This window comes from Arthrobacter sp. PAMC25564, from assembly GCF_004798705.1.
Classification (GTDB): domain Bacteria; phylum Actinomycetota; class Actinomycetes; order Actinomycetales; family Micrococcaceae; genus Arthrobacter.
Genome location: NZ_CP039290.1, coordinates 1,917,877 through 1,944,761, shown reverse-complemented (window position 1 = coordinate 1,944,761; position 26,885 = coordinate 1,917,877). Strand labels below are relative to the sequence as shown.

The following is a 26,885-nucleotide window of genomic DNA, read 5'->3' as shown; positions in this document are numbered from 1 at the left end:
AACACACGCTCACTCCGGGGTCCCCGCCGGCCGTCCGGGAGTCCGCCGGCGGAAGTAGGGCCATGCTGTCACGACGGCCATGACGACGGTGGCGGCCAGGTCCAAAGGCAGGACGGTTTGCCACGGGTACACCACGAAGGCCAGGCCGCCGAAGGCCAGCACGCAGGTCCACAGGTACATCAGCACCACGGCGCCCCGGTGCGAGTACCCGATATCCAACAGCTTGTGGTGCAGGTGTCCCCGGTCGGCGGACCACGGCGAACGGCCCAGTGCGGTGCGGCGCACGACGGCCAGGGACAGGTCCAGCAACGGCAGGAAGAGCACCGCGAAAGGCAGCAGGATCGGGATGATCGTGGGGATACCGTTGAGCCGGTCGTAGAGCCCGGACGTGATCTGCCCCGTGGACACGATGCCGGCCGAAGCCATGAGCAGCCCGATCAGCATCGCACCGGAATCGCCCATGAAGATCTTCGAGGGAAACCAGTTGTGCGGCAGGAAGCCGAGGCAGCTGCCCACCACCGCTGCCGTCAGGAGTGTTGCCAGGTCCGAGCGGTCCAGCAGGACGGCGGTCCGGTGCACCCAGTAGGCCGTCAGGAAGAACGCCGCTCCCCCGATGATCGCGACGCCCGCGGCCAGGCCGTCCAGCCCGTCGATGAAGTTGAAGGCGTTCATGGTGGTGACAATGAGTCCGGTCGTCAGGACAATGCTCGTGGCCTCGTCGTGAATAATGAACGGTTCCGGGACGAAGGGAACAATCGTCACGCGCACACCCCAGAGCGCCACCACGAAGGCAGCGGCGCTCTGGCCGATGAGCTTTACCCACCAGCGCAGGTCCAGCAGGTCGTCGGCGAGGCCAACCACAACGATCAGTACCGCCCCGGCAAGGACTCCCCAGGGCGCGGCGTTGTTCCGGAAGATGTCCTTGACGAAGAAGGATTGGCTCGCAACGGCCAGCGCCACCAGCACGCCGGCAAAGATCCCCAGCCCGCCGAGCCGGGAGACCGGCGTGGTGTGCATGTCACGGCTGCGGATCGGGGAAAACAGTTCCAGCCTGTTGCCGACCAGCCGCGCACCCCACGTCGCCGCATAGCTCACGATTGCCGCTGTCAGCATCATGAGCAGGTACATAATCACCGGGAAACCCCCCGCCCGGAGACCCCGGCGCAAGCAGGCCCCGGCGCCACATTCCGCGGCCAGGGGGTCCGTTGCGGGCTGTGGGAGCGGGGTGGACTAAATTGCCGTGGAACTGACTTTCGATAAATGAAACTTCTCCGTCGCCGTGCGCAGGGCAGGCAGTGCGTAGTGCCTGACAGGGCTGTATTACAGTGGACTCTAGTCAAGATACTAATGCCAACGGCCACCTGTCTTCGCGTCACACGGCCCATCGCCGGCGGGAAAATCACTGACGGCCGTGCTGAAAGGACCCCCGCGATGACCCTGTCGGTTGCAGTTGCTGCCGTGACGTTTGACCGTCCCCGGGAGCTGGCCGTCCTGCTGGACGCCATCAACAACCAGACCGCGCCGGTCCGCTCCATCTGCCTTGTCGACAGCGGCACGGTGCCCGCCAAAGACGTTGCGGACCAGCACGGAAACGTGGACTATGTCCGGTCCGAGGCGAACCTTGGCGGTGCGGGCGGTTTTTCCCTGGCGATCCTCAAGGCGGTGGCCAGCGGGGCGGACTGGATCTGGATGATGGACGACGACGCCGAACCCGGCGACCCGGAATGCCTCGCCACCCTGCTGCGCGAGGCGCAGGCCCGCGGCCTCGACGCCGTCGTCCCCCTCGTGGTGGCCCCCGGCCACCCGGAGCAGCTGTCCTTCTTCTTCCGCCTCGACGGGAAGGTCACCCACGACCGCGCCGCTGTGGAGAAGCTGGAATTCCTGCCGGACGACGGGCACTTCTTTAATGGCGCCCTGATCCGCTCCGACGTCTTCTTTAAGGTCGGCCTGCCCGACATGCGTCTCTTCATCCGCGGTGACGAGGTTGACTTCACCCTCCGCCTGCGGAAGGCCGGCATCCGTTTCGGCACAGTGACGACGGCCGCCATCACCCATCCGCACGCCTTTTCCGAGACCAAGCATGTTTATGGCGCCAGGTGGCACGTGATCGTGCCGGACAGCGCGTTCAAGCGCTACTTCTACTACCGGAACCGCGGTTACATGATCCGCCGCCATTTCCGGGTCAAGTCCTTCATCGCGGATGTCGGCGGCTATCTGGGGTACTTCCTGCGCCGCGGCGACTTCCGCGGCCTGGCGGACTGGTTCGGCGCGTTTTCGAAAGGTCTCCGCGGCAAGGGATTCGGCCCCCTCAAGGACCAGAAGTTCTAGCCGTTCCCGCCGACGGTTCTCTTTGGCTGTCTTCCCTTGCGCCGTGTCTTAGCCCTTCTGCCTAAGGCGGCGCCGGAGCAGCAGCCCGAGCAGTACCCACGGCTCTCCGAAAACCCGGTAGGCCACCCGCTGCGGATGGAGCATAAGCCGCCACGCCCATTCCAGGCCAAGACGCCCGATCCAGCGCGGTGCCAGTTTCTGCACGCCCGCCATCTGTTCAATGGCCCCGCCCACGGCGCAGTAGACGGCAGGCGGCAGGGTTGCCAGCCTTCGTCCGAGCACCTCTTCCTGCAGCGGCATGCCCAGTCCCAGCAGAACCAGCTGCGGGGCCAGCGCGGACAGCCATGCGACGGCCTTCTCCTCGAGTTCCTCGTTCCAGCCCTCCCCGGGCATCCCGTCGACCCGGGCGTGCGGAACGATGTCCCTGAGCCGGGCCACGGCGCCCGCGTTCGCCAGGGCGCCGGCACCGATCACCGCGATCCGCTCCAGCCCTTCCACGCCGGCCAGCGCAGGAATCCAGTCGGTCGACCCCAGCCGGTAGTCCATCAGCTCCGACGCGGCACCCTTGGCTTCGCCGCCCTTGGCCCAGAGCCACAGCACCGGCGCGCCGTCGATGAGCACCACATCGCTTTGCTCGTAGAATGAACGGAATCCCGGGTCCGAGTGCAGCAGAGTCACGCTGTGAAGGTTGTGGCCCACCACCGTGCGGGTTCCGCCGTCGGCGATGTATCGGTTGAGGACCTCGGTCAGTCCGGGCACAGTCAATGGTGTCGCGTCCACGTCGAGCACGGGGACGCGCTGCCGCTCCAGGGTCATTCGGCGACCGGCCCTGCGGCAGGTTCTGCGGCTGGAGCCGCGCCGTCGGCGTTGCCGTCCAGATCCAGCAGTCCGGGGACCACTTCACGCAGGCGCGCCAGGCTGATGGTGCCCTGGCGGACAATCCGGAGCGGGAGTGCCGTGGCGTCGATGATCGTGGAAGGCAACGAACCTTCGCCGTCAACCGGCCGGTGTCCGTCTTCGAGGTAGACCTCCACGGATTCCGCCAGCTGGGCCTGCGCATCGGCGGCGGTCTGCGCGGCGTCCTGTCCGGTCCGGTTCGCGGACGAAACGGCCAGCGGTCCAGTGAGGGTGAGCAGGTCCTGGGCGATATCGTCGGCCGGGATCCGCAGGGCCACCGTGCCCCGGGTTTCGCCGAGATCCCAGTCGAGGGAGGGCTGGGCATGCAGGATGAGGGTCAGCCCGCCAGGCCAGAAGGCCTCGGCCAGGCGCCGGGCCTCGGCCGGCACGTCGGTAGCGAGGCCGTCGAGGGCATTGAGCCTGGGGATCAGGACCGGCGGCGGCATCTTGCGGCTGCGGCCCTTGGAGGCGAGCAGCAGGGTCACGGCCTGCGGCGAGAAGGCATCGGCCGCGATGCCGTACACAGTGTCCGTGGGGAAAACCACACACTTGTGCTCCCTGATGGCCCGTTGGGCGTGCTCAAGTCCTGCGGCGCGCTGCTCGGCCGCCGTGCAATCGTAGCTGGTCGTCACTGCCCTATTCCTTCGTGCGGTGTTTGTGGGTTTGTCCGTGTCCGGTTTCCGGTGGCCGGTTTTCGGGGTCTCCGGCCTTCCGGACCGCGCTGGTGGCCCGTTCCTTGCCGTTGAGGTCCCGGTGCGTTGTCACGTCGGACCAGAGTCCGGTGCGGTCGAGTATGGACGCGATCCAGGCCGACTGGACTTCCGCGTGTTCCATGATGAAGTAGCCGCCGGGCACCAACAGCCGTGCGGCGGACGCCGCCGCCGCCGTCGGAAGTTCCATGCCGTCCGCCCCCCCGCCGTACAGTGCCTCGGGTGGATCGTGCAGCGCGACTTCGGGTTCGTTCGGGACGGCTTCGGCGGGGATGTAGGGCGGATTGGAGACCACGACGTCGAAGCTGCCGTTGTGTTCAGGCAGCGCGTCGCGCAAGTCACCGCGGACGAGGTGGACGCCGAGCGGCCCGAGGTTCTTCGCCGCCCAGGCATGCGCGAACCCGCTGAACTCCACGGCATGGACCTCGGCGCCGGGGACCTCATGGGCAATCGAACCTGCGATTGCACCGGAACCGGTGCCCAGGTCCACCACCTTGGGGTGCGCCATGCCCTGCAGCCGGTCGATCACCAGCTGCACAACGGACTCGGTTTCCGGGCGGGGAATAAAAACCCCGGGGCCCACCGCCAGTTCCAGGTACCGGAAATGCGCGACGCCGGTGAGGTGCTGCAGCGGGATCCGCTGCGCACGCTCGGCGACGAGATCGGCGTAGCCCTCCGGAGCGGGCGAGTCGCCCAGCAACAGCGCACGAAGCCGGCCAAGTCCCACGCCGAGCAGGTGCTCGGCCAGGAGTTCGGCGTCGACCCGCGGGCTGGGCACGCCGGCCGCGGCCAGCACGGCCGTCGCTTCGCGCACCGCCTCGGCAAGGCTCATCCCTGCGCCCAGTGTCATAACAGCACCAGCCCGGACTACTCGCCGATGGCGTCGAGGCGGGACTGCTCATCCATCTCGATGGCCGACTGGATCACCGGTTCAAGGTCGCCGTTCATGACCTGGTCCAGGTTGTACGCCTTGTAGCCGGTGCGGTGGTCCGCGATCCGGTTTTCCGGGTAGTTATAGGTCCGGATCCGCTCGGAGCGGTCCATGGTGCGGATCTGGGACTTGCGTTGTGCCGAGTTCTCGGCGTCGATCTGCTCCTGCTGGTGCGCCAGGATGCGGGCACGCAGCACGCGCATGCCGGCTTCACGGTTCTGCAGCTGCGACTTCTCGTTCTGCATGGCCACCACGATTCCGGTGGGAAGGTGGGTGATGCGGACGGCTGAGTCGGTCGTGTTGACCGACTGCCCGCCGGGGCCGGAGGAACGGTAGACGTCGATCTTCAGATCGTTCGGGCTGATGTCGAGTTCTTCGGGCTCGTCCACTTCGGGCAGCACCAGCACGCCGGCCGCCGAGGTGTGGATCCGGCCCTGGGACTCGGTTACGGGCACGCGCTGCACGCGGTGCACGCCGCCCTCGAACTTGAGCCGCGCGTAGACGCCCTCCGCCGGGTCGTTCGAATTGCCTTTGACGGCCATCTGGACGTCCTTGTACCCGCCAAGATCGGACTCGTTGGCCGAGATGATCTCGGTCTTCCAGCCGCGGGATTCCGCGTACCGCGAGTACATCCGCAGCAGGTCGGCGGCGAACAGGGCGGCCTCGTCGCCGCCTTCACCGCCCTTGACCTCGAGAATCACGTTGCGGGCATCGTCCGGATCGCGCGGGATCAGCAGCCGGCGCAGCTTCGCGGCCGCCGTATCCAGCGCCGTCTCCAGTTCAGGAACCTCCGCGGCGAACTCAGGATCGTCGGCAGCCATCTCCTTGGCAGCGGCGAGGTCATCCTGGATCGCATGCCACTTGTGGTAGGCCTCCACGATGCCATTCAGCTGAGCCGAACGCCGCCCGAGTTTCCGGGCCAGCCGCTGGTCAGCATAGACAGCAGGATCCCCAAGCTGAGCCTGGATGGCATCATGCTCATCCAGCAGGCCCTGTACGGACTCAAACATTTTCAAAACCTCTTTCGACTCTTACAAGTCTAGTTACTGCAACGCGGGGTCACTTACGGCCCATTCGACCCGCTCTGATGGGCGCTAAGTGACCCCGAGTTGTTTTCGGCGGGCGGCCAATCCGGTTAAACCAGGAACCGCTCGAGAAATTGGCGGCCAGGGAATGGCCGCCAATTTTCGAGCGGTTACGTGACGCTACTTGTCGTTATCGGACTTCGCACCAAGCGTCGTCTTCTGCACCTGCATGAGGAACTCGACGTTGCTCTGGGTCTCCCGGATCTTGTTGGTCAGCAGCTCAAGGCTCTGCTGCGTTTCGAGTCCGGAGAGGACGCGGCGCAGCTTCCACATGATCTTGACTTCCTCGGGGGAAAGCAGGTTCTCTTCGCGGCGGGTACCGGACGCGTTGACGTCCACAGCCGGGAAGATGCGCTTGTCCGCGAGCTGGCGGGACAGGCGGAGCTCCATGTTGCCGGTGCCCTTGAACTCTTCGAAGATGACCTCGTCCATCTTGGAACCAGTCTCGACGAGCGCGGTTGCCAGGATGGTCAGCGAGCCGCCGTTTTCGATGTTGCGGGCTGCACCGAAGAAGCGCTTCGGCGGGTACAGCGCTGCCGAATCGACGCCACCGGACAGGATACGGCCGGAGGCCGGTGCTGCCAGGTTGTAGGCACGGCCCAGGCGGGTCATGGAGTCGAGCAGGACCACAACGTCCATGCCCATTTCCACGAGGCGCTTGGCACGCTCGATGGAAAGTTCGGCCACGGTGGTGTGGTCGTCGGCCGGACGGTCGAAGGTGGAGGCAATGACCTCGCCCTTGACGGTGCGCTGCATGTCCGTGACTTCTTCGGGACGTTCGTCAACAAGCACCATCATGAGGTGGACCTCAGGATTGTTGGTGGTGATGGCGTTGGCGATGGACTGCAGGATGAGCGTCTTGCCGGCCTTCGGCGGCGAAACGATCAGGCCGCGCTGGCCCTTGCCGATCGGGGCAACCAGGTCGATGACGCGGGGGCCGATCTTCTTGGGGTCCGTCTCGAGGCGCAGGCGCTCGGAGGGGTACAGCGGGACCAGCTTCGCGAATTCGACGCGGTCCTTGAGTTCCTCGGGGTTCTTGCCGTTGACCGAGGTGACGCGGACCAGGGCGTTGAACTTCTGGCGGGCGGACTGCTGGCTGCGATCCTCGCCTTCACGCGGTGCACGGATGGCGCCGACGACGGCGTCCCCCTTGCGCAGGTTGTACTTCTTGACCTGGGCGAGGGACACGTACACGTCGTTCGGACCCGGCAGGTAGCCGGAGGTGCGGATGAACGCGTAGTTCTCGAGCACGTCCAGGATGCCTGCGACCGGCAGCAGGACGTCGTCCTCGGTGACCTCGACGTCGTCGACGTCCGGACCCTGGGCGCGTCCCCGACGGCGGTCGTTGCGGTCGCGGAAACGGTCGTTGCGCGAGTCGTTGCGCGAGTCGTTGCGCGAATCGTTGCGCGAGGAGTTGTCGCGGCTGTCCTGCTGACCCGGACGGTCGTTGCGGTCGCGCCGGTTGCGGCGGTTCCGGCGGCTGCCGCCGTCGCTGTCATCAGTGTCGCGGATGTCTTCGCGGCGGTTGCTGTCGCGGGTGACTGTATTTTCGCGGTTCTCGCGGACCTCCGCGGTGTCGCGGCCACCGCGGGTGCGGGTGTTTTCACGGCGGTCGGTGCGCTGGCCGCCTTCTTCACTGCCCTGCTCAGCGGTGCGCTGCTCGGCCTGGCGGTTTTCTGCGCGCTGCTCGGCTGCGGGCTGCTCGGCGGCAGCCTGCTCGGCCTCGCCGGCGCCTGCGCTTTGGCCTGCGGCTTCGCCGCGGCGGCGGTTGCGGGTCCGCGGCTGGCGGGTGCGTTCGCCGCCTTCACCGGCAGCACCGGACTCGGCGCCGGATTCAACCGGGGCTGCCGCTGCCGGAGCCGCTGTGGCGGGAGCCGCCGCGGCGGAAGCCTCAGGGGCCGGCGTCGTGATGACGCCGTCACTGCCGGCACGCCGGCTGCGTCCGCGGCCACGGGCCCGGGGGCTTTCCTGGATCTGGCCGTCGCCTTCCACGGCGGTGGCCACGGCGGCGGCCGCCGGTGCCGCGGCGGGGGCCGCGGCACCGTTCTCGCTCGCCTTGGCGGCAACGCGGGCCGGAGCCTTGGTTACCGGAGTTCCCGCACGGTGGGCGGAAATGGCCGAGACCAGATCACCCTTGCGCATCCGGGAACCGCCGGAGATACCCAGCTGGCTGGCAAGAGCCTGCAGCTGGGCGAGCTTGAGGCCTGCAAGGCCGCTGCTCTTGGCGGGTGCTGCCGTTGACGATCCGGCAGCAGAAGATGATGTTTCCACAGCTGAAGACAGCTCAGTGGTTTCGGTCACGAAGGATCCTTCCCCCTCGACGGCGTCCAGACTGGGAGCTGGACGCGATGATTTGATCTGGGCTGCAGTTCAGATCTGCAGCCGGGATTTCGGCCATGCCGGATGGATATTGGCCAGCAGGACCGGATACTGCAACACCGGCCGCGTTCCGAACATGAGGAGCGGCGGGCTGACACTTCAGGGGTACAGAGAAATTCTGCTGAATCCTGCGTCAGACCGAAAGCAGGTGGCACCGGAGAATATTGCGCAGTGAGAGATGAGAGAGGCAGCTTGGCCAACATCGCGGTCTTATAACGGTTACTGATTTACCGCCTGCGTGATTACCGCCGGTGCACTTCCACTTTAGCACCTTCAACGTCGACGGCCAGCTTCATCACGCGCCAGCCCACCTCCGGCGTGTTGCCGGCCGTGTGGGATCCGATGAAGTCGACGACCGTGGCGGCCTCCGCCTCCCCCTCGGCGAGTACCAGCACGGTGGGCCCGGCGCCGGAGACGACGGCGGCGTACCCCGCCCCCCGCAGCGCGGCGATCAGCTCCGCGCTGGGCCGCATCGCCTCGGCACGGTAGCTCTGGTGCAGGTAGTCCTCGGTGCCGGGCAGCAGGAACTCGGGCTTCGCCGTCAGCGCATGGATCAGCAATGCGGCGCGGCCGGAGTTCATCGCGGCGGCGTGGTGGCCCACGGAGGCGGGAAGCAGGGCGCGCGCGGCTTCGGTGGACAGCTCGAAATCAGGCACGGCGACGACGGGAATGACCGAGTCAACGACCGTCGCGCAGGTGCTCCTGTACTGGTCACTGTCCTGCCATGACAGCGCCAGCCCGCCGAAAATGGCGGGTGCGACGTTGTCCGGGTGGCCTTCCATCTCGGAAGTGAGCTGCAGGATCCAGTCCTTGCCGCGCCGGGCTGCTTCCGGGACCAGGGCATTCGCGGCGGATACGGCCGCGACGACGGCCGAGGCCGATGACCCCAGGCCCCGGCCGTGCGGGTTGACGTTGTCCGCCGTGATCCGCAGGCCATCGTGCCGGAACCCGAGGCGGTGCAGGGCTTCGGTGATGGCCTTGACCACGAGGTGGCTCGCGTCCCGCGGCAAGGTTTCCGCGCCTTCGCCGCTGAGCTCGAATTCAAGCTCACCGCTGGCCAGCGTCTCCACCGTAAGGGTGTCATGCAGCGACAGTGCCAGGCCGAGGCTGTCGTAGCCGGGCCCCAGGTTGGCGCTGGTGGCCGGTACGCGGACCGTCACCAGCTGCCCGGCCGGGACCGCCGGCCAGGCGGCAGCGGAATCGGCCGGGACTTTGAGCGTGGTTTCCAAGGCTATTTTTCTTCCAGTCCCAGGGCGGCCGCAACCGTGACGACGTCATTGGAGACCTTCAGGGGCTGCACTTCGCTGCCGTCCTCGGTGCGCAGGGCCCACTGCGGGTCCTTGAGTCCGTGGCCCGTCACGGTGATGACGATGGTCTTTCCGGCGGGCACCTCACCGGCCGCGTGCTTCTTGATCAGGCCCGCGACGCCGGCGGCGGAGCCCGGCTCCACGAAGACCCCTTCGCGGGCGGAGAGCCAGCGGTGGGCGGACAGGATTTCCTCGTCCGTCACGGCTTCGATCACGCCGCCGGACTCGTCCCGGGCAGCAACGGCGGTGTCCCAGGAGGCGGGATTTCCGATCCGGATGGCCGTCGCGATGGTGTCCGGTTCGCTGATCGGGTGGCCTGCGACAAACGGGGCGGCCCCGGCAGCCTGGAAGCCCCACATGACCGGCGTCTTCGTCGAAACCGGGGGCAGCGTGCCGGCGGTGGCGGACTCGAACGGTGCGGAGTATTCCTTGTAGCCCTTCCAGTAGGCGCTGATGTTGCCGGCGTTGCCGACCGGGAGCACGTGGAAGTCGGGGGCGTCGCCGAGCGCGTCGACGACCTCGAAGGCGCCGGTCTTCTGGCCCTCGATGCGGGCCGGGTTGACCGAGTTCACGAGGAACACCGGGTAGGACTCCCCCAGCTTGCGCGCGATGTCGAGGCAGTCGTCGAAGTTGCCGTCGACCTGCAGCAGCGTGGCGCCGTGCGCAATCGCCTGGCTGAGCTTGCCCATGGAAATCTTGCCCTCGGGCACGAGCACCGCGCACTTCAGGCCCGCCGACGTCGCGTAGGCCGCGGCGGAGGCGGAGGTGTTTCCGGTGGAGGCGCAGACCACGGCCTTGGCGCCGGAGGCGACGGCGGCCGTCATGGCCATGGTCATGCCGCGGTCCTTGAAGGATCCGGTCGGGTTCATGCCTTCGACCTTGAGGTAGACGGCACAGCCGGTCAGCTCGGAAAGGTGCCTGGCGTGCACGAGCGGAGTGCCGCCCTCGCCAAGGGTGATGACCTTCGTGGCCTCGGTGACAGGAAGACGTTCAGCGTATTCGCGGATGACGCCGCGCCATTGGTGAGCCACTTAGACTCCTTCTACCCGCAGTACGGATGTAACGGAATTGATGACGTCCAGGCCCTTGACGGCCTCGACGGTTGCTGCCAGTGCAGCTTCGCGTGCACGGTGCGTGACGATCCGCAGTTCGGCTGATTCCAGCTTGGAATCGGCGCCGCGTTGGATGGTCTGCCGCATGGTTTCAATGGAGACGCCGTGCTCGGCGAAGAGCTGGGCGATCCTGGCCAGGACGCCGGGCTCATCCGCGACGTCGAGCCCGATGTAGTAGCTCGTGGTGGCGGCGTCGATGGGCAGCGCGGGGACCTGCCCGGTGGTGGTTTCGGCGCGGCCGGGACCCCCGAGCACAATGCTGCGGGCCGCCGACACGAGGTCGCCCATCACCGCAGAGGCGGTCGGGGTGCCGCCGGCGCCCTGGCCGTAGAACATCAGCTCACCAGCGTTTTCGGCCTCGATGAACACGGCATTGAATGCACCGTGGACCGCGGCCATCGGGTGTTCACGCGGGAGCAGGGTGGGGTGGACGCGGACGGAGACGCCCGTGCTGCCGTTGGTGTCGGTCAGCTTCTCGGCGATCGCCAGCAGCTTGATCACAAACCCGGCGTCCTTCGCGGCAGCGATGTCCGCGGCCGTGACGGAGCTGATGCCTTCGCAGTACACGTCTTCGAGGGCGAAACGGGTGTGGAAGGACAGCGAGGCGAGGATGGCGGCCTTCGCGGCGGCGTCGTGGCCTTCGACGTCGGCCGTGGGGTCCGCTTCGGCGTAGCCGAGTCGCTGGGCCTCGGCCAGGGCGTCGGCGAACTGCGCGCCGGTCGAGTCCATCTGGTCCAGGATGAAGTTGGTGGTGCCGTTGACGATGCCCAGCACGCGGGTGATCCGGTCGCCGGACAGGCTGTCCCGGATGGGCCGCAGGATCGGGATGGCGCCGGCCACGGCGGCCTCGTAGGACAGCTGCACGCCGGCCTTGTCCGCTTCCTCGTGGAGGGTCGGGCCGTCCTGCGCCAGCAGCGCCTTGTTGCCGGTGACGACGCAGGCGCCGTTCCGCATCGCGGTCAGGATCAGGGTCCGGGCGGGTTCGATCCCGCCCATCAGCTCGATTACCAGGTCGGCGTCCTTGACCAGGGTCTCGGCGTCGGTAGTGAACAGCCCGTGCGGCAGTTCGACGTCGCGGGGGGCATCAACGTTGCGCACGGCGATGCCGCTCAGCTCGAGCCGGGCGCCGGCGCGGGACGCCAGCATGTCGGCATCGTCGAGGAGGATCCGCGCAACCTGGGCCCCGACATTGCCACAGCCCAGCAGGGCTACTTTCAGGGTTCGCAATTCGGTCATTCAGACTCCCATGTCGCGGTTGAGCAAATCTTGTTCGGTTTCCCCGCGGACAATCAGCCGGGATGATCCATCGCGCACAGCGACAACGCCCGGCCGGGCCAGATAGTTGTAGTTGCTTGACAGGGCCCAGCAGTAGGCGCCGGTCCCCGGTACAGCGAGCAGATCACCGGCTGCCACGTCCTCGGGCAGATATACATCTCTAACAACTATGTCGCCGCTCTCGCAATGTTTGCCCACTACTCGGGACAGCTGTGGAGCCGCGGCGGAGGTCCGGGAGGCCAGGATCGCGGAATAATCCGCGTCGTACAGCACCGGACGGGGGTTGTCGCTCATGCCGCCGTCCACCGACACATACCGGCGGGGGTACGTAACGTCTTTCGCCGCCGTTGCGCCGGTTCCGGCTGCCTGGCCGGCGCCGGCTCCTTCTGCCCCTTCGGCGGCCGCGTCGACCCGCACCGTCTTCAGGGTGCCCACCTCGTAGAGCGTGAAGGTGGTGCTGCCCACGATCGCGCGGCCCGGTTCGATCGAAATCCGCGGGGCCGTGATGCCGAGTTCGGCGCATTTGGTGCGGACGACGGCGGCCATCGCCTGCGCGATCTCGGCAGCCGGGCGGGGGGTGTCCACCGGCGTGTAGGCGATGCCGTAGCCGCCGCCCAGGTCCAGTTCGGGCAACACGATGGAGTACTTCGCCTGCATCGCGGCGAGGAAGTCCAGCAGCTTCTCCGCGGCAACGGCGAAGCCGTCAGGCTCAAAGATCTGCGAACCGATGTGGCAGTGCAGGCCCAGCAGTTCGATGCCCGGATGGCCCGCTGCCGCGGCGACCGCTTCCTCGGCCGCGGACAGCCCGGCCTGTTCGGTGGAATCGGGCGCCATGGAGAGGCCGAACTTCTGGTCCTCGTGCGCGGTGGCGATGAACTCGTGGGTGTGGGCGTGCACGCCCGGGGTCAGCCGCAGCATGACCCTGGCGGTTTCGCCGCGGGCCGCGGCGATCGTGGCGACGCGTTCCAGTTCGGCCAGGCTGTCCACGACGATCCGGCCCAGCTGCATGTCCAGGGCCCGGTGGATTTCGGCGTCGGACTTGTTGTTGCCGTGCAGGGCGACGTCGGCGCCGGAAATGCCGGCCAGGGCGGCGACGGCGAGCTCCCCGCCGGAGGCCGTGTCCAGGCGCAGCCCTTCTTCCTCCACCCACCGGACGACGGCGGTGCAGAGGAAGGACTTCCCGGCGTAGTACACATCCACTCCGCCGCAGATGTCCGCGAAGGCATCGTTGAAGGCATCCATGAAGGCCCGTGCACGGGCCCGGAAGTCCGTCTCGCTCATCACGAACAGCGGCGTGCCGTACTCGCGCTGCAGCTCACTGACCGGGATGCCGTCGATGGCGAGTTCGCCGTCGCCGTTGCGGCCGACGCCGTCCGCCCACAGGGGCTCGTGGAGGACGTTCAGGTCCGCGGGGAGCTGCAGCCAGTCCGGGGCAAGCGGGGAAGCGGATCCGGTTGGGGTTTGTGCCGGGGTTACCGGGTTTTCTGGGTTCTGCCACATGGCGGTTACATCCGTTCCGGCGCCGAGACGCCCAGCAGTTCCAGGCCGTTGGCCAGCACCTGGCTCGTGGCGTCGTTGAGCCACAGCCGGGTGCGGTTGAGGTCGGTGATGGCTTCGTCGCCGAGCGGTGCCACGCGGCAGGCGTCATACCAGCGGTGGTAGGCGCCGGCGATGACCTCGAGGTGGCGGGCGACGCGGTGCGGTTCGCGCAGTTCGGCGGCCTTGGCCACGATCGAGGGATAGCTGCCGAGGTAGGACAGCAGCTCGTTTTCCGTCGCGTGATCCAGCAGGGAGGCGTCGAAGCTGTCTTTGCCGTCAACACTGCGCTCCACGCCCGCGGCCACCGCGTTGCGGGCCGTGCCGCGGGAGCGTGCGTGGGCGTACTGGACGTAGAACACCGGGTTCTCGTTGCTGTGCTTCTTCAGCAGCTCGGGGTCCAGCGTCAGCGGCGAATCAGCCGGGAAGCGCGCCAGCGAGTAGCGGACCGCGTCCTTGCCCAGCCAGTCGATGAGGTCCTTGAGTTCGATGATGTTCCCGGCGCGCTTGGACAGCTTGGCGCCGTTGACCGAGACGAGCTGGCCGATCAGGACCTCGATGTTGACCTCGGGGTCGTCCCCGGCGGCGGCCGCGATGGCCTTGAGCCTGTTGATGTAGCCGTGGTGGTCGGCACCGAGCAGGTAGATCTTTTCTGTGTAGCCGCGGTCCTTCTTGGACAGGTAGTACGCGGCATCGGCGGCGAAGTAGGTCGGCTCGCCGTTCGCGCGGATCATCACGCGGTCCTTGTCGTCGCCGAAGTCGGTGGTGCGCAGCCAGACGGCGCCGCCGTCGTCGTAGACGTGTCCCTGTTCGCGGAGGCGCGCGACGGCGTCCTCGATCGCGCCGGCGTCGTGCAGCTCCTGTTCGGAGAAGAAGACGTCGAAGTCGACACCGAACCCGGCCAGGGTCTGCTTGATGTCGTGCATCTGCGCCTTGTAGGCCGCGCCGCGGATCACCGGCAGTGCCGCCACATCGGTGAGTTCGCGGATGTCCGGGTGCTGCGTCAGCACCTCGTGGCCCAGGTCTGCGATGTACTGGCCCGGGTAGCCGCCCTCGGGAACGTCGCGGCCGTGCAGCCGGGAGAGCACGGAGTGGGCGAAGACGTTCATCTGGGATCCGGCGTCGTTGATGTAATACTCCGCCGTGACGTCCGCCCCGGAGGCCCGGAGCACACGCGCGATCGAGTCACCCAGGGCCGCCCAGCGGGTATGGCCGATGTGCAGCGGCCCGGTGGGGTTGGCCGAGACGAATTCCATGTTGACCACGTGGCCGGCGAGCGCGGAGTTGGTGCCGTAGTCCGCGCCGGCTTCGACGATGGCTTTGGCCAGCGTTCCGGCGGCGGCGGCGTCCACTGTGATGTTCAGGAAGCCGGGGCCGGCGATGTCGACCGCGGACACGCCGTCGATCGTCTTCAGCCGGGCGCTGAGGATGGCGGCGAATTCCCGCGGGTTGGTGCGGGCGGCCTTGGCCAGCTGGAGGGCGATGTTGGTGGCCCAGTCGCCGTGTTCCCGATTCTTCGGCCGCTCGACGCGCACCTCATCCGGGAGCTCGGATGCGGAAAGCGCGATGTCACCGGCGGCGACGGCGTCTTTCAGGCAGGCGGATATGGCGAGGGAGAGTTCTTCTGGGGTCACAGTCCCAGCCTACCGGTGGGCCCGCGGTGTGGCGGAATTTGGCCCCCGCCATGACGGCCCGGCTGGCGTCCGGCGCACTTCACGGTTTTCCCGGCTGCGTTTCAGGATGAACCATTACCCTGAAGTCAACGTTGTTATGGGTAGCTGTCCCGAGCCGCTTTCGCCTTGGCTCCGCACCCTCCGTTTTTCTCAATCGAAACGAGTCCCTGCATGAATGCCTCCTTCCGCAAGAGCGTCCTCGTCGGAGTCGCCGGACTGTCCCTGGCCGGGACCGCGGCGGGCTGTGCCCCGGCGGCGCAGTCCACAGCCGCACAGGGTGCCGCACCGGCCCCGGGCACAGCATCTTCCGCCGCCTCTGCCGCCGGGACCGGCGCCTACAAGGACGGTACGTACAGCGCCGACGGCAACTACGTCTCCCCCAACGGCACTGAGACTGTGGGCGTGGAGCTGACGCTGGCCGGCGGGACCGTGTCCGACGTCAGGATCACCCAGCACCCCTCCGATCCCAACACCAAGAAGTTCCAGGGCGAGTTCGCCGGCGGCATCAAGTCCCAGATCGTCGGCAGGAAGCTCGACGAGATCAACGTGTCCAAGGTGGCCGGGTCCTCCCTTACCAGCGGCGGTTTCAACCAGGCCGTGGCCAGGATCAAGTCACAGGCGCAGTAGGCCTGACGGCACCGCAAGCGCAGACGAAGGAGACCACGTGCCGTATCCGGGCTGGACGGATTTCAGCTTCGACGGAATCGGGACCCGTTGGGAGGTTTCCACGCCGTCCCCGCTGTCCGGCGCGCACCGCCGCCGCCTGCTTGACGCCGTGGAAGCCTACGACGCCGCCTGGTCCCGCTTCCGGCCGGACTCCCTCGTGGCGGATGCGGCCAGGGCCCCCGGCCGCTATGAACTTCCTGCCGAAGCCGCCGGCCTGGGGCAGATGTACAGCACCCTGTACCGGCTCAGCGGCGGGGCCATGACCCCGCTGATCGGCGCCAGCCTGGCGCGACTCGGCTACGGCGCGGGCTACTCCCTGCGGCCGGACGGTCCCCCGCTGCCCGCCCCGCGGTGGGAGGAGGTGCTGGCCTGGCAGGGGACTGTCCTGACCACCACGGAACCTGTGAGGATCGACATCGGGGCCGCCGGAAAGGGGCAGCTGGCCGATCTGCTCTCGGCCGAACTCCGCGCGTGCGGCATCGGGGAGCACTTCATCGACGCCAGCGGGGACCTGCTGAACTCCGGCCCGGGCACCGGCCCCATACCGGTCGAGGTCGCGCTGGAACATCCCTACGATCCCGGCCGGGCGATCGGAATCATCCGGCTCGGTTCCGGCGCCCTGTGCGCCTCCGCCGCCAACCGGCGGGCGTGGGGCGACGGGCTCCATCACGTTCTGGATGGCACCACCGGGGCCCCGGTGCGGACCGTCGTCGCAAGCTGGGCCATGGCCGCGACGGCGATGGTGGCCGATGCGCTCGCCACCGCCTTGTTCTTTGTGGAGGGTGCCCGGCTGCAGCAGGAGTTCGATTTCTCCTGGCTCACCGTCTACTCGGACGGGCACGCGGAGTATTCGGCGGATCTTGAAGGGGCGCTGTTCTGATGACTGCCATGGTTTCCACCTCCATCGGCTCGAGGCTGGACACGGCCCTGGGCAGGTTTGCGATGTACCGCCTGGTGCTGTGGGTCCTGGCCGTGCTGGCCGCCTACAGCATGCTGCTCGATGTGCTCGGCTGGCTGACCTTCGGGCTGCCGGAGATGATCGCTCACCTCGCGTTGTGTCTGGGGCTCACGTACGCATCAAACCGGGGACTGGCAGCCCTGTTCCGGGTGCGTCCGCACACCGAGTCCTCCCTGATTACGGGCCTGCTGTTGTACTTCCTCTTCTGGCCCACGCAGCTGACGTCGGGCGTGCAGTGGCTGGAGCTTTCCGGGGTAGCCCTGGCCTGTGTGCTGGCCTCGGCCTCGAAGTACGCCCTGGCCTGGCGCGGCCGGCACGTCTTCAACCCGGCGGCGGCCGGCGCTTTCGTCACCGGGCTGACCGGGCTCAATATTGCCACCTGGTGGGCCGCCACGCCTGCCATGCTCTGGCTCCTGCTGCCGGGGGTACTGCTGGTGTTGTACCGGCTCCGGAAACTGCTGATGGCGGCCGTCTTCACGGGAGTGGCCTTGTCCGTCGTGGCCGCACAGCTGCTGCAGGCGGGGTGGGATCCTGGCGGGGCCCTCTGGCAGCCGCTGGCCCAGCGTCCGGTGTTGTTCTTCGTGGGCCTCATGCTCACCGAGCCGCTCACGCTGCCGCCGCGCCGGTGGCAGCAGCTGGCGCTGGCCGCCGTCGTCGGGCTGCTGTTCGCGGTCCCCTACAACCTGGGTTTCTTGGCCGGTTCACCGGAGCTCGCGCTGCTGGTGGGGAACCTGATCGCTTTCGCCGCCGGGCAGCGCCGCGGCATCCGGCTGCGCTTCGAGGGCTCCCGTCCGTTGACCCGGACGACGACGGAATTCAGCTTCCGCCCGGAGCGTCCCGTCCGCTTCAGCGCGGGCCAGTACCTGGAATTGCACCTGCCGCATGGGAAGGCCGACGAAAAGGGCCAGCGGCGCGTCTTCAGCCTCACGAGTCCTCCCGAGTCCCGCATCCTGACGATCGGGGTGGGAACCGCCGCGCCCGTATCGTCGGCCAAGCGCTCACTGCTGGCCCTGGAGCCCGGCGACGGGCTGACTGCCACGACGGTGGGCGGCGATTTTGTCCTGCCCCGCAAATCCGACGCGCCCGTGCTGCTCATTGCGGCCGGAATCGGTATTACGCCTTTCCTGGCACAGCTGGCCGCCGGCTCGGCACGGGACCGGGATGTGCTCCTGCTCTACCTGGCACGGAATGCCTCCGAGCTGGCTTACGCGGAGGAGCTCGAGCGCTCCGGAGCCCGCGTCGTGGCCCGGCTCGCGGACGGCTCCGTACCGCCGTCGTTCATGCATGATGCGGGCGCGGCGGGACAGGCCCGGCTGGACGGGGCCGCACTGAAGGAGCTGGTTCCTGACATCGCCGGCCGGGAAGTTTACGTCTCCGGTTCGCCGGCCAGCGTCCGCTCCCTCCGGGCCGCGGCACGCGGCGCCGGGGCGCGGCGGGTCCATGTGGATTCCTTCGCGGGCTACTGAGCAGGGCCGCCACCGGCGACCGGAGGCGTGCCGATTTTCCCTTCGGGGCCACCTTCCTGCTAAGCTCTAGGACGTCCCGCCGGTAACGGCAGGATTCCTGACTGCCCTCGTAGCTCAGGGGATAGAGCGTCTGCCTCCGGAGCAGAAGGTCGTTGGTTCGATTCCAATCGAGGGCACCGAGAAACCCCGCCGTTTCAGTGAAACGGCGGGGTTTCTTGCTGTCCTGGCCTCAGGCTTCGGCGATCGGCGTGGCCGGCTCGGGGCCGAAGCCCAGGCTGGGCTCATCGGGGGTCGCGAGGGTCAGCACCGCTTCCTCGACCGTCTCATGGTCCTCAAGTTCCCGCTCTATCCGCCGCAGTGTCACGGCAACCTCGTGCTCGGGGTGGTCGCCCAACAGGTCCACCGCCGCGACGAGGTAGAGCTTGCGCGGGCCCACAAATTCCAGGTGCAGGTAGGTGAGGCGCTCTATCTCACGGTGCTCCAGAACCCGCGCCGCGATGGACTTCTCGATATCCGCGGTGACGCCCTGCCCCACGAGGAAACGCCTGTTCCGGTCAATGAGCACGACGGCGACAACCGCCAGCAGGACGCCCACGACGATCGAGCCGACCGCGTCCGGAACCGGCGATCCGGTGAGCTGACGTAGGCCGATCCCGGCATAGGCAACGACCAGGCCGATCAGGGCTGCGGCGTCCTCGGCAAAAACGGCACGCAAGGTCGGATCGGAGCTGATGAGGACCTGTTCCAGGGTGTGGCGATGCAGGCTTTGCGCGGCTTTCCTGCTCTGGCGGAACGCCTGTGCGAAGGAGAATCCCTCGAGGACGAAGGCAACAGCCAGGACGATGTAGGCGACCATAAAGTCACCGGCCGGCTCCGGGGCCAAGATCTGCTGGATTCCATGCATGACCGACACGACCGCCCCGGCGGTGAACAGGCCGAAGGCAGCAAACATCGACCAGACATAGGCTTCGCGGCCGTAGCCCATGGGGTGGCCCGCGTCGCGTTTCCTGCCCGATTTCCGTTCGGCGATGAACAGGAAGACCTGGTTGCCCGTGTCGGCCCAGGAATGCGCGGCCTCGGCAGTCATGGAGGCAGAGCCCGTGATGAGCGCGGCCACCGTTTTTGCACCGGCGACCGCGGCGTTCGCAACAAAGGCGATGATGACCGTCAGCAATGTGGGTCCTTCCCCTGTGTCCGGGTTGTGCCCGTGTCCCGCCGGCCCGTGGATCCCACCGTATCCAATATCGGCCGTTCCGGCCCGCATGCGCCGGGACAATCCGCGGGGGTTCCGCGGATTGTCCCGTCAGATCCGGATTACTTGACACTTCAACCATTGCGACGCGCGCCCTCGCCGGCGGCCAGACGGTCCAGATCCTTGGGCAGGACGTGGCCAAGGCGCAGGCCCTGGCCAGCGAACTGGGCAGCGGCGTCCTTGTCGGCACCACCGCCGAGGCCCCGCAGGGATCGATCGTTGTCCTGGCTGTCCCGTTCGACGCCGCCAAGTCCATCGTGACCGGGTACGGGAACGCACTCTCGGGCAAGACCATCGTGGACATCACCAACCCGGTGAATTTCGAGACCTTTGACTCCCTCGTGGCGGAACCGGGCACCTCGGCAGCCGAGGAAATCGCCGCGCTCGCCCCCGCCGATGCGCCCGTGGTCAAGGCCTTCAACACGACCTTCGCCGGGACCCTCGTGGCGGGCGAATCCAGCGGACTGCCGCTGGATGTCTTCATCGCCGGCGACGATTCTGCAGCCAACGCTTTCGTGGGCGCCTTCGTGGCTGCCGGCGGCATGCGCCCCCTCGTCGTGGGTCCGCTCAAGCGCGCCCGCGAACTCGAGGGCTTCCAGTTTGTCCTCATGACCATGCAGGCCAACCCGGAATTCGCGGACTTCAACTGGGACACCGGACTCAAGGTCACCAGCTAGCCCCCACCCCGGGGCCGGTGCCGCCGGAGTCCGCCCGCAGCAAATCTGCCGGTGGACTCCGGCGGTTTTCATCGTTGGGGACCGGAAAGCCGGCCCGCCGGACGAACCCTGCCATTTGTCGGCGCCCGATCGTGCGATGTTTCCATCGGCAGCGGGGTCCACCCGGCGGCCGGCCGCCGATGAGGCTTACGACGGGCTGGGAGACACCCACCGGCTTTACGCGGAGGCCTTCGGCCGCGACTCCATCGACGGCAACGGACTCCCGCTCGATGCCACGGTCCACTACGGTGAACGCTATGACAACGCCTTCTGGGACGGTCAGCAGATGGTCTTCGGCGACGGTGACGGCCAGATATTTCAACGGTTCACGAGATCCCTGAGTGTGATCGGCCACGAGCTCACCCACGGCGTCACCCAATATTCGGGGGGCCTGGTCTACCGGAACCACGCCGGCGCCCTCAATGAATCGCTGTCCGACGTCTTCGGGGCGCTTGTGGAGCAGTATGCGAAGCAGCAATCCAGCACCGAGGCGAGCTGGCTCATCGGTGCCGGGCTGTTCACGGACCAGGTCCAGGGCGCCGCATTGCGTTCCATGAAGGCGCCGGGGACTGCCTACGACGACGACGTCCTCGGGAAGGATCCGCAGCCGGACTCGATGGATTCCTATGTGCACACGAGCGCCGACAACGGGGGCGTGCACATCAATTCTGGCATCCCGAACCGGGCGTTCTGCCTGGTTGCCCTGGCTCTTGGCGGCAACGCCTGGGACGCGCCGGCCAGGATCTGGTACGAGACGCTGACGGGCGGATCCTTGAAACCGAACGCCACGTTCGGCGCCTTTGCCAGGGCCACCGCAGCTTCGGCCGGGGAACTCTTCGGGGACGGGTCCGCGGAGCATGACGCCGTGCGGTCGGCGTGGGAAACTGTGAAGGTGAAGCTGTGACCCCAACGCAGCAACCATGCCGTGAGGATCGCAGGCTCATGAAAATCACCGTCCAGCGCAGCGGAGGCGTGGCCGGAACGAAAAAGACGTGGACCATCCGGCCGGAGCCGCCTGAAGACACGGACCGGTGGCAACCGCTGATTGAAGCGTGCCCCTGGGACGCGGCGGCCGCGACCGGCGGGGCAACCGGCCAGCCGGACCGGTTCATGTACAGCATCCGGGCCGATCAACGCCGTGCGGTCCTGCCGGAGCATGAACTGACGGGCCCGTGGCGCGACCTCGTCGAAAGCGCCCGGGCCGCGGCCGAGGAGGAAGCGCCACCCGAGCTCACCTAATGCTTTGACCGTAATGCCCCGACGTTTCCGGCCACCGCGCGGGTTGCCTCAGACCGTGGCCAGATGGCCCCGGAAGGTGCGCCGGTAGGATTGCGGGCTGGTGTCCAGCACCTTGGTGAAGTGGTGCCGCAGCAGCACCGAGTGCCCGAAGCCGGCTTCCCGGGCGATTTCGTCGATGGTGAGTTCCGTGGTCTCCAACAGCTCCTGGGCGCGGAGCACGCGCTGTGAGTTGAGCCAGGCCGCCGGAGTTGCGCCCGTCTCGGACCGGAAGCGCCGGGCGAAGGTCCGGGGCGACATGTGGACGCGGGCGGCCAGTTCGTTGACGGAATAGTCCTCCCCCAGATGCCGCACCATCCACTGCAGCAGTTCCTCCATCGGCTCGGAGCCGCAGGCAGGGATGGGCCGGTCGATGTACTGGGCCTGGCCGCCGTCCCGGTGCGGGGGGACGACCATGTCACGGGCGATGGCGGCCGCTACGCTGGCCCCGAATTCCACCCGGACCAGGTGCAGGCAGGCGTCGATGCCGGCGGCCGTCCCGGCGCTCGTGATGATCCGGCCGTCCTGGACGTAGAGCACGTCCTCATCGACCAGCGCCGCGGGGTACCTGGCCGCCAGTTCCTGTGAGTAGTGCCAGTGCGTGGTGCACCGCCGGCCCTCGAGCAGGCCTGCCCGCGCCAGGGCGAAGGCCCCGGAGCAGATCGACATGACCCAGGCCCCGCGCCCATGCGCCGCCCGGAGCACGTCCAGGACAGCCTCGGAGACGTCATCGTCCCGCCCGAACGGAGCCATGATGACAAGGTCCGCGTCCGCGGCGGCTTCCAGCCCCAGGCCCACATGCATGGACAGGCCCGACTTCATCGGCACATCGCCCGGCTCCGGGGTGCAGACCCGGAAATCGAAGGCGGGGACGCCGTTTCCCCGCGCCGAGCGGTCTATGCCGAACACCTCAAATGCGGTCCCGAACTCGAAGATCGAGAAGTTGGGGACCACGACCATGGCTACTGATGTGATCATGAATCCATTGTGGCAGAAATTAGATCTTTTTGGGCATTTCTGCCACTTCTTTTGGCTCCCGGAACGGAGAACCATGAAGGTATGGAATTCATCGGATTTGCCCTCATCATCCTCATCAGTGCCGCTGTTTCAGCCACCATCTCGGGGCTGCGCAACGATGGACGGGGCCACACCCCGCCGGTCCGCTCGGAAAACGAATGGTCAGCCCTTGACCTGCCCAGCGTCAACTACACCCTGCGGATCTTCTGAACCCCGGACATCCACCCCGGGCCCGGCTCATGCAGCCGGGCCCCCGGCATGTGCCAGGCTCCGCCCCCAGTAGACTGAGTCCAGCCATGACACTGCATATTTCCTACCCCGCCGAGCTGCCGGTCTCCGAGCGCCGCGAAGATCTGATGGCAGCCATCGCGGCCAACCAGGTGACCATCATCGCCGGCGAGACCGGCTCCGGTAAGACCACCCAGATCCCCAAGATGTGCCTGGAACTGGGCCTGGGCGAGAACGGCCTGATCGGGCACACCCAGCCGCGCCGGCTGGCCGCCCGCACCGTCGCCGAACGCATCGCGGAGGAGCTCGGCGTCGAGATCGGCCAGGAGGTCGGCTTCCAGGTCCGCTTCACCGGCGAGGTCGGCCGCAACACCAAGGTCAAGCTCATGACCGACGGCATCCTGCTGGCGGAAATCCGGCGCGACAAGCTGCTGCGCAAATACAACGCCATCATCATTGATGAGGCGCACGAGCGCAGCCTCAACATCGACTTCATCCTCGGCTACCTCAAGCGGATCCTGCCGCAGCGCCCGGATCTGAAGGTCATCATCACCTCGGCGACCATTGATCCGCAGCGCTTCGCCAGGCACTTCGGCACCGAGGAAGAACCCTCGCCGATCATCGAGGTCTCCGGCCGCACCTACCCGGTGGAAATCCGCTACCGCCCGCTCTCCCAGCCCGCGGGCGGCGCGGGCGCTGGCGCCGAAGAGGGAGACGGTGAAGTCGCCGCCTCCGACGACGAGCTGGAGGAGGACCGCGATCCCCTCGACGCCGTGTGCGACGCCGTCGACGAACTCGCGCTCGAAGCCCCCGGCGACGTGCTGATCTTCTTCTCCGGCGAGCGCGAAATCCGGGACGCGGCCGAGGCGCTGGCCGCACGGATCCAGACGAACCGCCGGCTGGCCGGCACCGAGATCCTGCCCCTGTTCGCCCGCCTGAGCCTGCAGGAACAGCACAAGGTCTTCCACCCGGGCAGCAAACGCCGGATCGTGCTCGCCACCAACGTCGCCGAAACCTCGCTCACGGTCCCCGGCATCAAGTACGTGATCGACACCGGCACGGCCCGCATCTCGCGCTACTCGCACCGCACCAAGGTCCAGCGGCTGCCGATCGAGCGGGTCTCGCAGGCCTCCGCCAACCAGCGCTCCGGCCGCTGCGGGCGTGTGTCCGACGGCATCGCCATCCGGCTGTACTCCGAGGAGGACTTTGAGTCCCGGCCGCCGTTCACGGACCCGGAGATCCTGCGCACCAACCTCGCGGCCGTCATCCTGCAGATGACCGCCATGGGCGTGGCCCGCGGCCCCAAGGACGTGGAAAACTTCCCGTTCGTGGAGCCGCCGGACTCCCGCGCCATCAACGACGGCGTCAGCCTCCTCCGCGAGCTCGGCGCCCTGAACGCCGCGGGCGCCGCGGCGGGAAGAAACGCCGGCGGGCTCACCGCCGTCGGGCAGCAGCTTGCCCAGCTGCCCGTGGACCCGCGGCTGGGCCGGATGATCGTCGAGTCCGGCAAGCGCGGCTGCGTCCGCGAGGTCATGATCCTGGCCGCGGCGCTCACCATCCAGGACCCGCGCGAACGCCCGAGCGACAAGCAGCAGCTCGCCGCGGAGAAACACGCCCGCTTCCGGGACGAGAACTCGGATTTCACCGGCTTCCTGAACCTTTGGAACTACCTCCAGGAGAAGCAGCAGGAACTCTCCTCCACCGCGTTCCGCCGGCTCTGCCGGAACGAGTTCATCAACTACCTGCGCGTCCGCGAATGGCAGGACCTCTTCGCCCAGCTCCGCCAGCTCGCCCGGCCGCTGGGCATCAGCCTGGACAACAACCGCCTGACCGACCCGGTGGGCCACCACGAGGGCATCCACATCAGCCTGCTCTCGGGCCTGCTGAGCCACATCGGCATCCTCGATGAGCGCAAACGCGAGTACGCCGGCGCCCGCGGCAGCCGCTTCGCGGTCTTCCCCGGCTCGGCGCTTTTCAAGAAGTCCCCCACCTTCGTGATGGCCGCCGAACTCGTCGAGACGAGCCGGCTCTGGGCCCGCGTCGCGGCGAAGTTCGACCCTCTCTGGGTGGAGCAGGTGGCGCCGGACCTGGTCAAGCGCAGCTACAGCGAACCGCACTGGTCCAAGAAGATGGGCTCGGTGATGGCCCACGAGAAGGTCACCCTGTACGGCGTGCCCGTCATCCCGAGCCGCCGGATCAACTACGGCCGGGTGGATCCGGAGCTGTGCCGCGAACTCTTCATCCGGCATGCCCTGGTCGAGGGCGACTGGCAGACACACCACAAGTTCTTCCACCGCAACCGGGCCCTGCTCCAGGAAGTCGAGGAGCTCGAGGCGCGGATGCGACGCCGCGACATCCTGGTGGACGACGAGACGCTCTTCGAGTTCTACGACGCACGGATCGGGCGGGATGTCGTGTCCGAGCGGCACTTCGACAAATGGTGGAAGGAAGCCCGGCAGCAGGATCCTGCCCTGCTCGACTTCGACCAGGCGCTGCTGATCAGCGAGGATGCGGACGCGCTGGATGATTCGGCGTACCCCAAGACCTGGCTGCACAAAGGCTTCGAGCTGCCGCTGAGTTATGAGTTCCATCCGGTGGCGCCGGGCTCCCCGCCCAACCCCTCCGACGGCGTCACCGCCGAGGTACCGGTGCTGTTCCTGAACCAGCTCGACGACGCCGCCTTCCGCTGGCTGATCCCCGGCCAGCGGGTGGAACTCGTGACCGCGCTGATCAAGTCCCTGCCCAAGCAGGTGCGCAAGAACTTCGTGCCGGCCCCGGACGTGGCGCGGCAGGCGGTGGCAGCCCTCGAGGCCGGCTTCGATCCTGCCACCGATGAGCTCGAGAGCTCGCTCGAACTGGTGCTGCGCCGGATCCGCGGCCAGGTGATCCCGCCGGGTTCCTGGAACTGGGACGCCGTGCCGCCGCATCTGCGGGTCAGCTTCCGCGTGGTGGACTCCCACGGCCGCGTGCTCGATGAGGGCAAGGACCTCGCCGGGCTGCAGGAACGCCTGGCGCCGGCCACGCGCCGCGCGATCGCCGAATCCCTCGGCGCCACCCCGGGGACCACAGCGCCGAAGTCACCGGGGCGGGCAGCCGCCGCCAGAGACGGCCGGGGACGCACCGGGGCGGGTGCTGTCCCGGCAGTGGCACCGGCCGGCTTCGCCGAGAAGTCCGGCCTCACCCAGTGGTCCTTCGGCGCCATCCAGCGCCAGGTCCAGGGCACCGTGACGGGCCACACCGTCACCGGCTACCCTGCCCTCGTGGACGAGGGCAGTTCCGTGGCGCTGCGGCTCTTCCAGACGGCCTCCGAGCAGGAGCAGGCCATGCGCGGCGGCGTCATCCGGCTGCTGGCACTGAAGGTTCCGCCGCCGGACCGCTATGTCCTCGAACACCTGAACAACACCGAGAAGCTGACGTTCAGCCAGAACCCGCACGGTTCCGTCTCGGCCCTGATTGCGGACTGCGCCCTGGCCGCGATCGACAAGCTCACGCCGGCCGAGGTGCCCTGGGACGAGGCGTCCTTCCGGGCCCTCTATGAGCAGGTCCGGGCCGAGCTGATCGACACGGTGTTTACCGTCACCGCCGTCGTCGAGCGCATCCTCGCCAGTACCCGCCGGATCGAAAAGCAGCTCAAGGGCACCACGAGCCTGGCCCTGATCAGCGCGCTCAATGACATCAAAAGCCAGCTGGAGCAGCTTGTGTTCCCCGGTTTTGTGGCCCGCACGGGCTACGCCCAGCTCAGCCAGCTGCCGCGCTACCTGGCCGCGATCGAGAAACGCCTGGAGAAACTGCCCGGCAATGTCCAGCGCGACGCGCAGCACATGGCGGCGGTGCAGGCGCTTGAGGATGAGTACGACGACGCCGTCGCGGCCCTGCTGCCGGGCCGCCGCGCCGGAGCCGAGCTGGCCCAGGTCCGCTGGATGATCGAGGAGCTGCGCGTGAGCCTGTTCGCCGTCGAACTCGGGACCGCCTACTCGGTCTCCGAAAAGCGGATCCGGGCGGCACTTAACAAGGCGCTGGCGCCGGCCTGACCCCCGGGCAGGGCAGCCAGGCCGGCGCCGGCGTTGATCGGCA

Annotated in this window: 22 protein-coding genes and 1 tRNA gene; 10 read left to right on the top strand and 13 right to left on the bottom strand. The window is 67.7% G+C overall.

The features are described from left to right. Positions 1-9 precede the first annotated feature (9 nt). Positions 10-1,134 carry an MraY family glycosyltransferase gene (locus tag E5206_RS08845; protein ID WP_136322163.1) on the bottom strand — a complete coding sequence of 375 codons (1,125 nt, stop codon included), beginning with the start codon at positions 1,132-1,134 and terminating at the stop codon, positions 10-12. Positions 1,135-1,431: 297 nt separating this feature from the next. On the opposite strand from E5206_RS08845, the gene E5206_RS08840 reads away from it, so the two are divergent. Further along, complete coding sequence (locus E5206_RS08840) at positions 1,432-2,328, top strand: glycosyltransferase (RefSeq protein ID WP_136322162.1); 897 nt, start codon at positions 1,432-1,434, stop codon at positions 2,326-2,328. A 48-nt stretch (positions 2,329-2,376) separates the two neighbouring features. Here the strand turns inward: E5206_RS08840 and E5206_RS08835 are convergent, their stop codons facing one another. From E5206_RS08835 to argS, 10 genes are all read right to left on the bottom strand, one after another. Next, entirely contained in the window at positions 2,377-3,144 is a 768-nt protein-coding gene (locus tag E5206_RS08835) for a WecB/TagA/CpsF family glycosyltransferase (protein WP_136322161.1), read from the bottom strand. Next, the gene (locus E5206_RS08830) at positions 3,141-3,857 is read right to left on the bottom strand and encodes an L-threonylcarbamoyladenylate synthase (protein WP_136322160.1); all 717 of its coding nucleotides are present in this window, start codon (positions 3,855-3,857) and stop codon (positions 3,141-3,143) included. The genes E5206_RS08835 and E5206_RS08830 overlap by 4 nt, the downstream gene beginning before the upstream one ends. A gap of 4 nt (positions 3,858-3,861) precedes the next feature. Continuing rightward, positions 3,862-4,785 (bottom strand): peptide chain release factor N(5)-glutamine methyltransferase, encoded by a 924-nt coding sequence (gene prmC, locus E5206_RS08825; RefSeq protein WP_136322159.1) that lies wholly within the window; start codon positions 4,783-4,785, stop codon positions 3,862-3,864. A 17-nt stretch (positions 4,786-4,802) separates the two neighbouring features. Then, positions 4,803-5,876 carry a peptide chain release factor 1 gene (prfA, locus tag E5206_RS08820; RefSeq protein WP_136322158.1) on the bottom strand — a complete coding sequence of 358 codons (1,074 nt, stop codon included), beginning with the start codon at positions 5,874-5,876 and terminating at the stop codon, positions 4,803-4,805. A 195-nt stretch (positions 5,877-6,071) separates the two neighbouring features. Then, a complete protein-coding gene (gene rho, locus E5206_RS08815; protein ID WP_136322157.1) occupies positions 6,072-8,252 on the bottom strand; it encodes a transcription termination factor Rho in 2,181 nt (726 codons plus the stop codon). 320 nt (positions 8,253-8,572) lie between these two features. Next, positions 8,573-9,559, bottom strand: a complete 987-nt coding sequence (gene thrB / locus E5206_RS08810; RefSeq protein ID WP_136322156.1) for a homoserine kinase — start codon at positions 9,557-9,559, stop codon at positions 8,573-8,575. A gap of 2 nt (positions 9,560-9,561) precedes the next feature. Beyond that, complete coding sequence (gene thrC / locus E5206_RS08805) at positions 9,562-10,668, bottom strand: threonine synthase (RefSeq protein WP_136322155.1); 1,107 nt, start codon at positions 10,666-10,668, stop codon at positions 9,562-9,564. Beyond that, positions 10,669-11,985, bottom strand: a complete 1,317-nt coding sequence (locus E5206_RS08800) for a homoserine dehydrogenase (protein WP_136322154.1) — start codon at positions 11,983-11,985, stop codon at positions 10,669-10,671. Continuing rightward, positions 11,986-13,524: a diaminopimelate decarboxylase gene (locus E5206_RS08795; protein ID WP_136322153.1), complete on the bottom strand. Its 1,539-nt coding sequence runs from the start codon at positions 13,522-13,524 to the stop codon at positions 11,986-11,988. It abuts the gene before it with no gap. Between the two features lie 5 nt (positions 13,525-13,529). Then, a complete protein-coding gene (gene argS, locus E5206_RS08790; RefSeq protein ID WP_136322152.1) occupies positions 13,530-15,194 on the bottom strand; it encodes an arginine--tRNA ligase in 1,665 nt (554 codons plus the stop codon). Positions 15,195-15,404: 210 nt separating this feature from the next. On the opposite strand from argS, the gene E5206_RS08785 reads away from it, so the two are divergent. The 4 genes from E5206_RS08785 (at position 15,405) to E5206_RS08770 (ending at position 18,499) form a co-directional block, all read left to right on the top strand. Further along, positions 15,405-15,860 (top strand): FMN-binding protein, encoded by a 456-nt coding sequence (locus tag E5206_RS08785; protein ID WP_136322151.1) that lies wholly within the window; start codon positions 15,405-15,407, stop codon positions 15,858-15,860. Between the two features lie 37 nt (positions 15,861-15,897). After that, on the top strand, positions 15,898-16,779 hold the full coding sequence (locus tag E5206_RS08780) for an FAD:protein FMN transferase (RefSeq protein WP_136322150.1): 882 nt from the start codon (positions 15,898-15,900) through the stop codon (positions 16,777-16,779). Between the two features lie 8 nt (positions 16,780-16,787). Continuing rightward, positions 16,788-18,323 carry an oxidoreductase gene (locus tag E5206_RS08775; protein ID WP_136324045.1) on the top strand — a complete coding sequence of 512 codons (1,536 nt, stop codon included), beginning with the start codon at positions 16,788-16,790 and terminating at the stop codon, positions 18,321-18,323. A 103-nt stretch (positions 18,324-18,426) separates the two neighbouring features. Next, a tRNA-Arg gene (locus E5206_RS08770) sits at positions 18,427-18,499 on the top strand. A gap of 53 nt (positions 18,500-18,552) precedes the next feature. On the opposite strand, the gene E5206_RS08765 is transcribed toward E5206_RS08770, so the two are convergent. After that, entirely contained in the window at positions 18,553-19,497 is a 945-nt protein-coding gene (locus E5206_RS08765; protein ID WP_240690062.1) for a cation transporter, read from the bottom strand. A gap of 212 nt (positions 19,498-19,709) precedes the next feature. On the opposite strand from E5206_RS08765, the gene E5206_RS08760 reads away from it, so the two are divergent. The 3 genes from E5206_RS08760 to E5206_RS08750 all read left to right on the top strand — a co-directional run bounded on the left by E5206_RS08760 (position 19,710) and on the right by E5206_RS08750 (position 21,530). Beyond that, positions 19,710-20,252 (top strand): NAD(P)-binding domain-containing protein, encoded by a 543-nt coding sequence (locus tag E5206_RS08760; protein WP_240690061.1) that lies wholly within the window; start codon positions 19,710-19,712, stop codon positions 20,250-20,252. A 136-nt stretch (positions 20,253-20,388) separates the two neighbouring features. Next, complete coding sequence (locus tag E5206_RS08755; RefSeq protein WP_346763471.1) at positions 20,389-21,195, top strand: M4 family metallopeptidase; 807 nt, start codon at positions 20,389-20,391, stop codon at positions 21,193-21,195. A gap of 38 nt (positions 21,196-21,233) precedes the next feature. Continuing rightward, positions 21,234-21,530 (top strand): protealysin inhibitor emfourin, encoded by a 297-nt coding sequence (locus tag E5206_RS08750; RefSeq protein WP_136322147.1) that lies wholly within the window; start codon positions 21,234-21,236, stop codon positions 21,528-21,530. A gap of 48 nt (positions 21,531-21,578) precedes the next feature. Here the strand turns inward: E5206_RS08750 and E5206_RS08745 are convergent, their stop codons facing one another. Further along, positions 21,579-22,544, bottom strand: a complete 966-nt coding sequence (locus tag E5206_RS08745; protein ID WP_136322146.1) for a helix-turn-helix domain-containing protein — start codon at positions 22,542-22,544, stop codon at positions 21,579-21,581. Positions 22,545-22,625: 81 nt separating this feature from the next. Between E5206_RS08745 and E5206_RS19230 the strand changes: the two genes are divergently transcribed. After that, positions 22,626-22,793: a hypothetical protein gene (locus E5206_RS19230; RefSeq protein WP_168709292.1), complete on the top strand. Its 168-nt coding sequence runs from the start codon at positions 22,626-22,628 to the stop codon at positions 22,791-22,793. Positions 22,794-22,879: 86 nt separating this feature from the next. Next, on the top strand, positions 22,880-26,842 hold the full coding sequence (hrpA, locus tag E5206_RS08740) for an ATP-dependent RNA helicase HrpA (protein WP_136322145.1): 3,963 nt from the start codon (positions 22,880-22,882) through the stop codon (positions 26,840-26,842). Positions 26,843-26,885: the final 43 nt, after the last annotated feature.

What these genes read in the sequence shown, in the direction of transcription:
- E5206_RS08775 (WP_136324045.1), top strand. Translation starts at nt 16,788, where the DNA reads ATGGTTTCCACCTCCATCGGCTCGAGGCTGGACACGGCCCTGGGCAGG.
- E5206_RS08800 (WP_136322154.1), bottom strand. Translation starts at nt 11,985, where the DNA reads ATGACCGAATTGCGAACCCTGAAAGTAGCCCTGCTGGGCTGTGGCAAT.
- E5206_RS08755 (WP_346763471.1), top strand. Translation starts at nt 20,389, where the DNA reads ATGTTTCCATCGGCAGCGGGGTCCACCCGGCGGCCGGCCGCCGATGAG.
- E5206_RS08745 (WP_136322146.1), bottom strand. Translation starts at nt 22,544, where the DNA reads ATGATCACATCAGTAGCCATGGTCGTGGTCCCCAACTTCTCGATCTTC.
- hrpA (WP_136322145.1), top strand. Translation starts at nt 22,880, where the DNA reads ATGACACTGCATATTTCCTACCCCGCCGAGCTGCCGGTCTCCGAGCGC.
- E5206_RS08835 (WP_136322161.1), bottom strand. Translation starts at nt 3,144, where the DNA reads ATGACCCTGGAGCGGCAGCGCGTCCCCGTGCTCGACGTGGACGCGACA.
- E5206_RS08785 (WP_136322151.1), top strand. Translation starts at nt 15,405, where the DNA reads ATGAATGCCTCCTTCCGCAAGAGCGTCCTCGTCGGAGTCGCCGGACTG.
- prfA (WP_136322158.1), bottom strand. Translation starts at nt 5,876, where the DNA reads ATGTTTGAGTCCGTACAGGGCCTGCTGGATGAGCATGATGCCATCCAG.
- prmC (WP_136322159.1), bottom strand. Translation starts at nt 4,785, where the DNA reads ATGACACTGGGCGCAGGGATGAGCCTTGCCGAGGCGGTGCGCGAAGCG.
- E5206_RS08795 (WP_136322153.1), bottom strand. Translation starts at nt 13,524, where the DNA reads ATGTGGCAGAACCCAGAAAACCCGGTAACCCCGGCACAAACCCCAACC.
- E5206_RS08750 (WP_136322147.1), top strand. Translation starts at nt 21,234, where the DNA reads ATGAAAATCACCGTCCAGCGCAGCGGAGGCGTGGCCGGAACGAAAAAG.
- E5206_RS19230 (WP_168709292.1), top strand. Translation starts at nt 22,626, where the DNA reads ATGGAATTCATCGGATTTGCCCTCATCATCCTCATCAGTGCCGCTGTT.
- E5206_RS08840 (WP_136322162.1), top strand. Translation starts at nt 1,432, where the DNA reads ATGACCCTGTCGGTTGCAGTTGCTGCCGTGACGTTTGACCGTCCCCGG.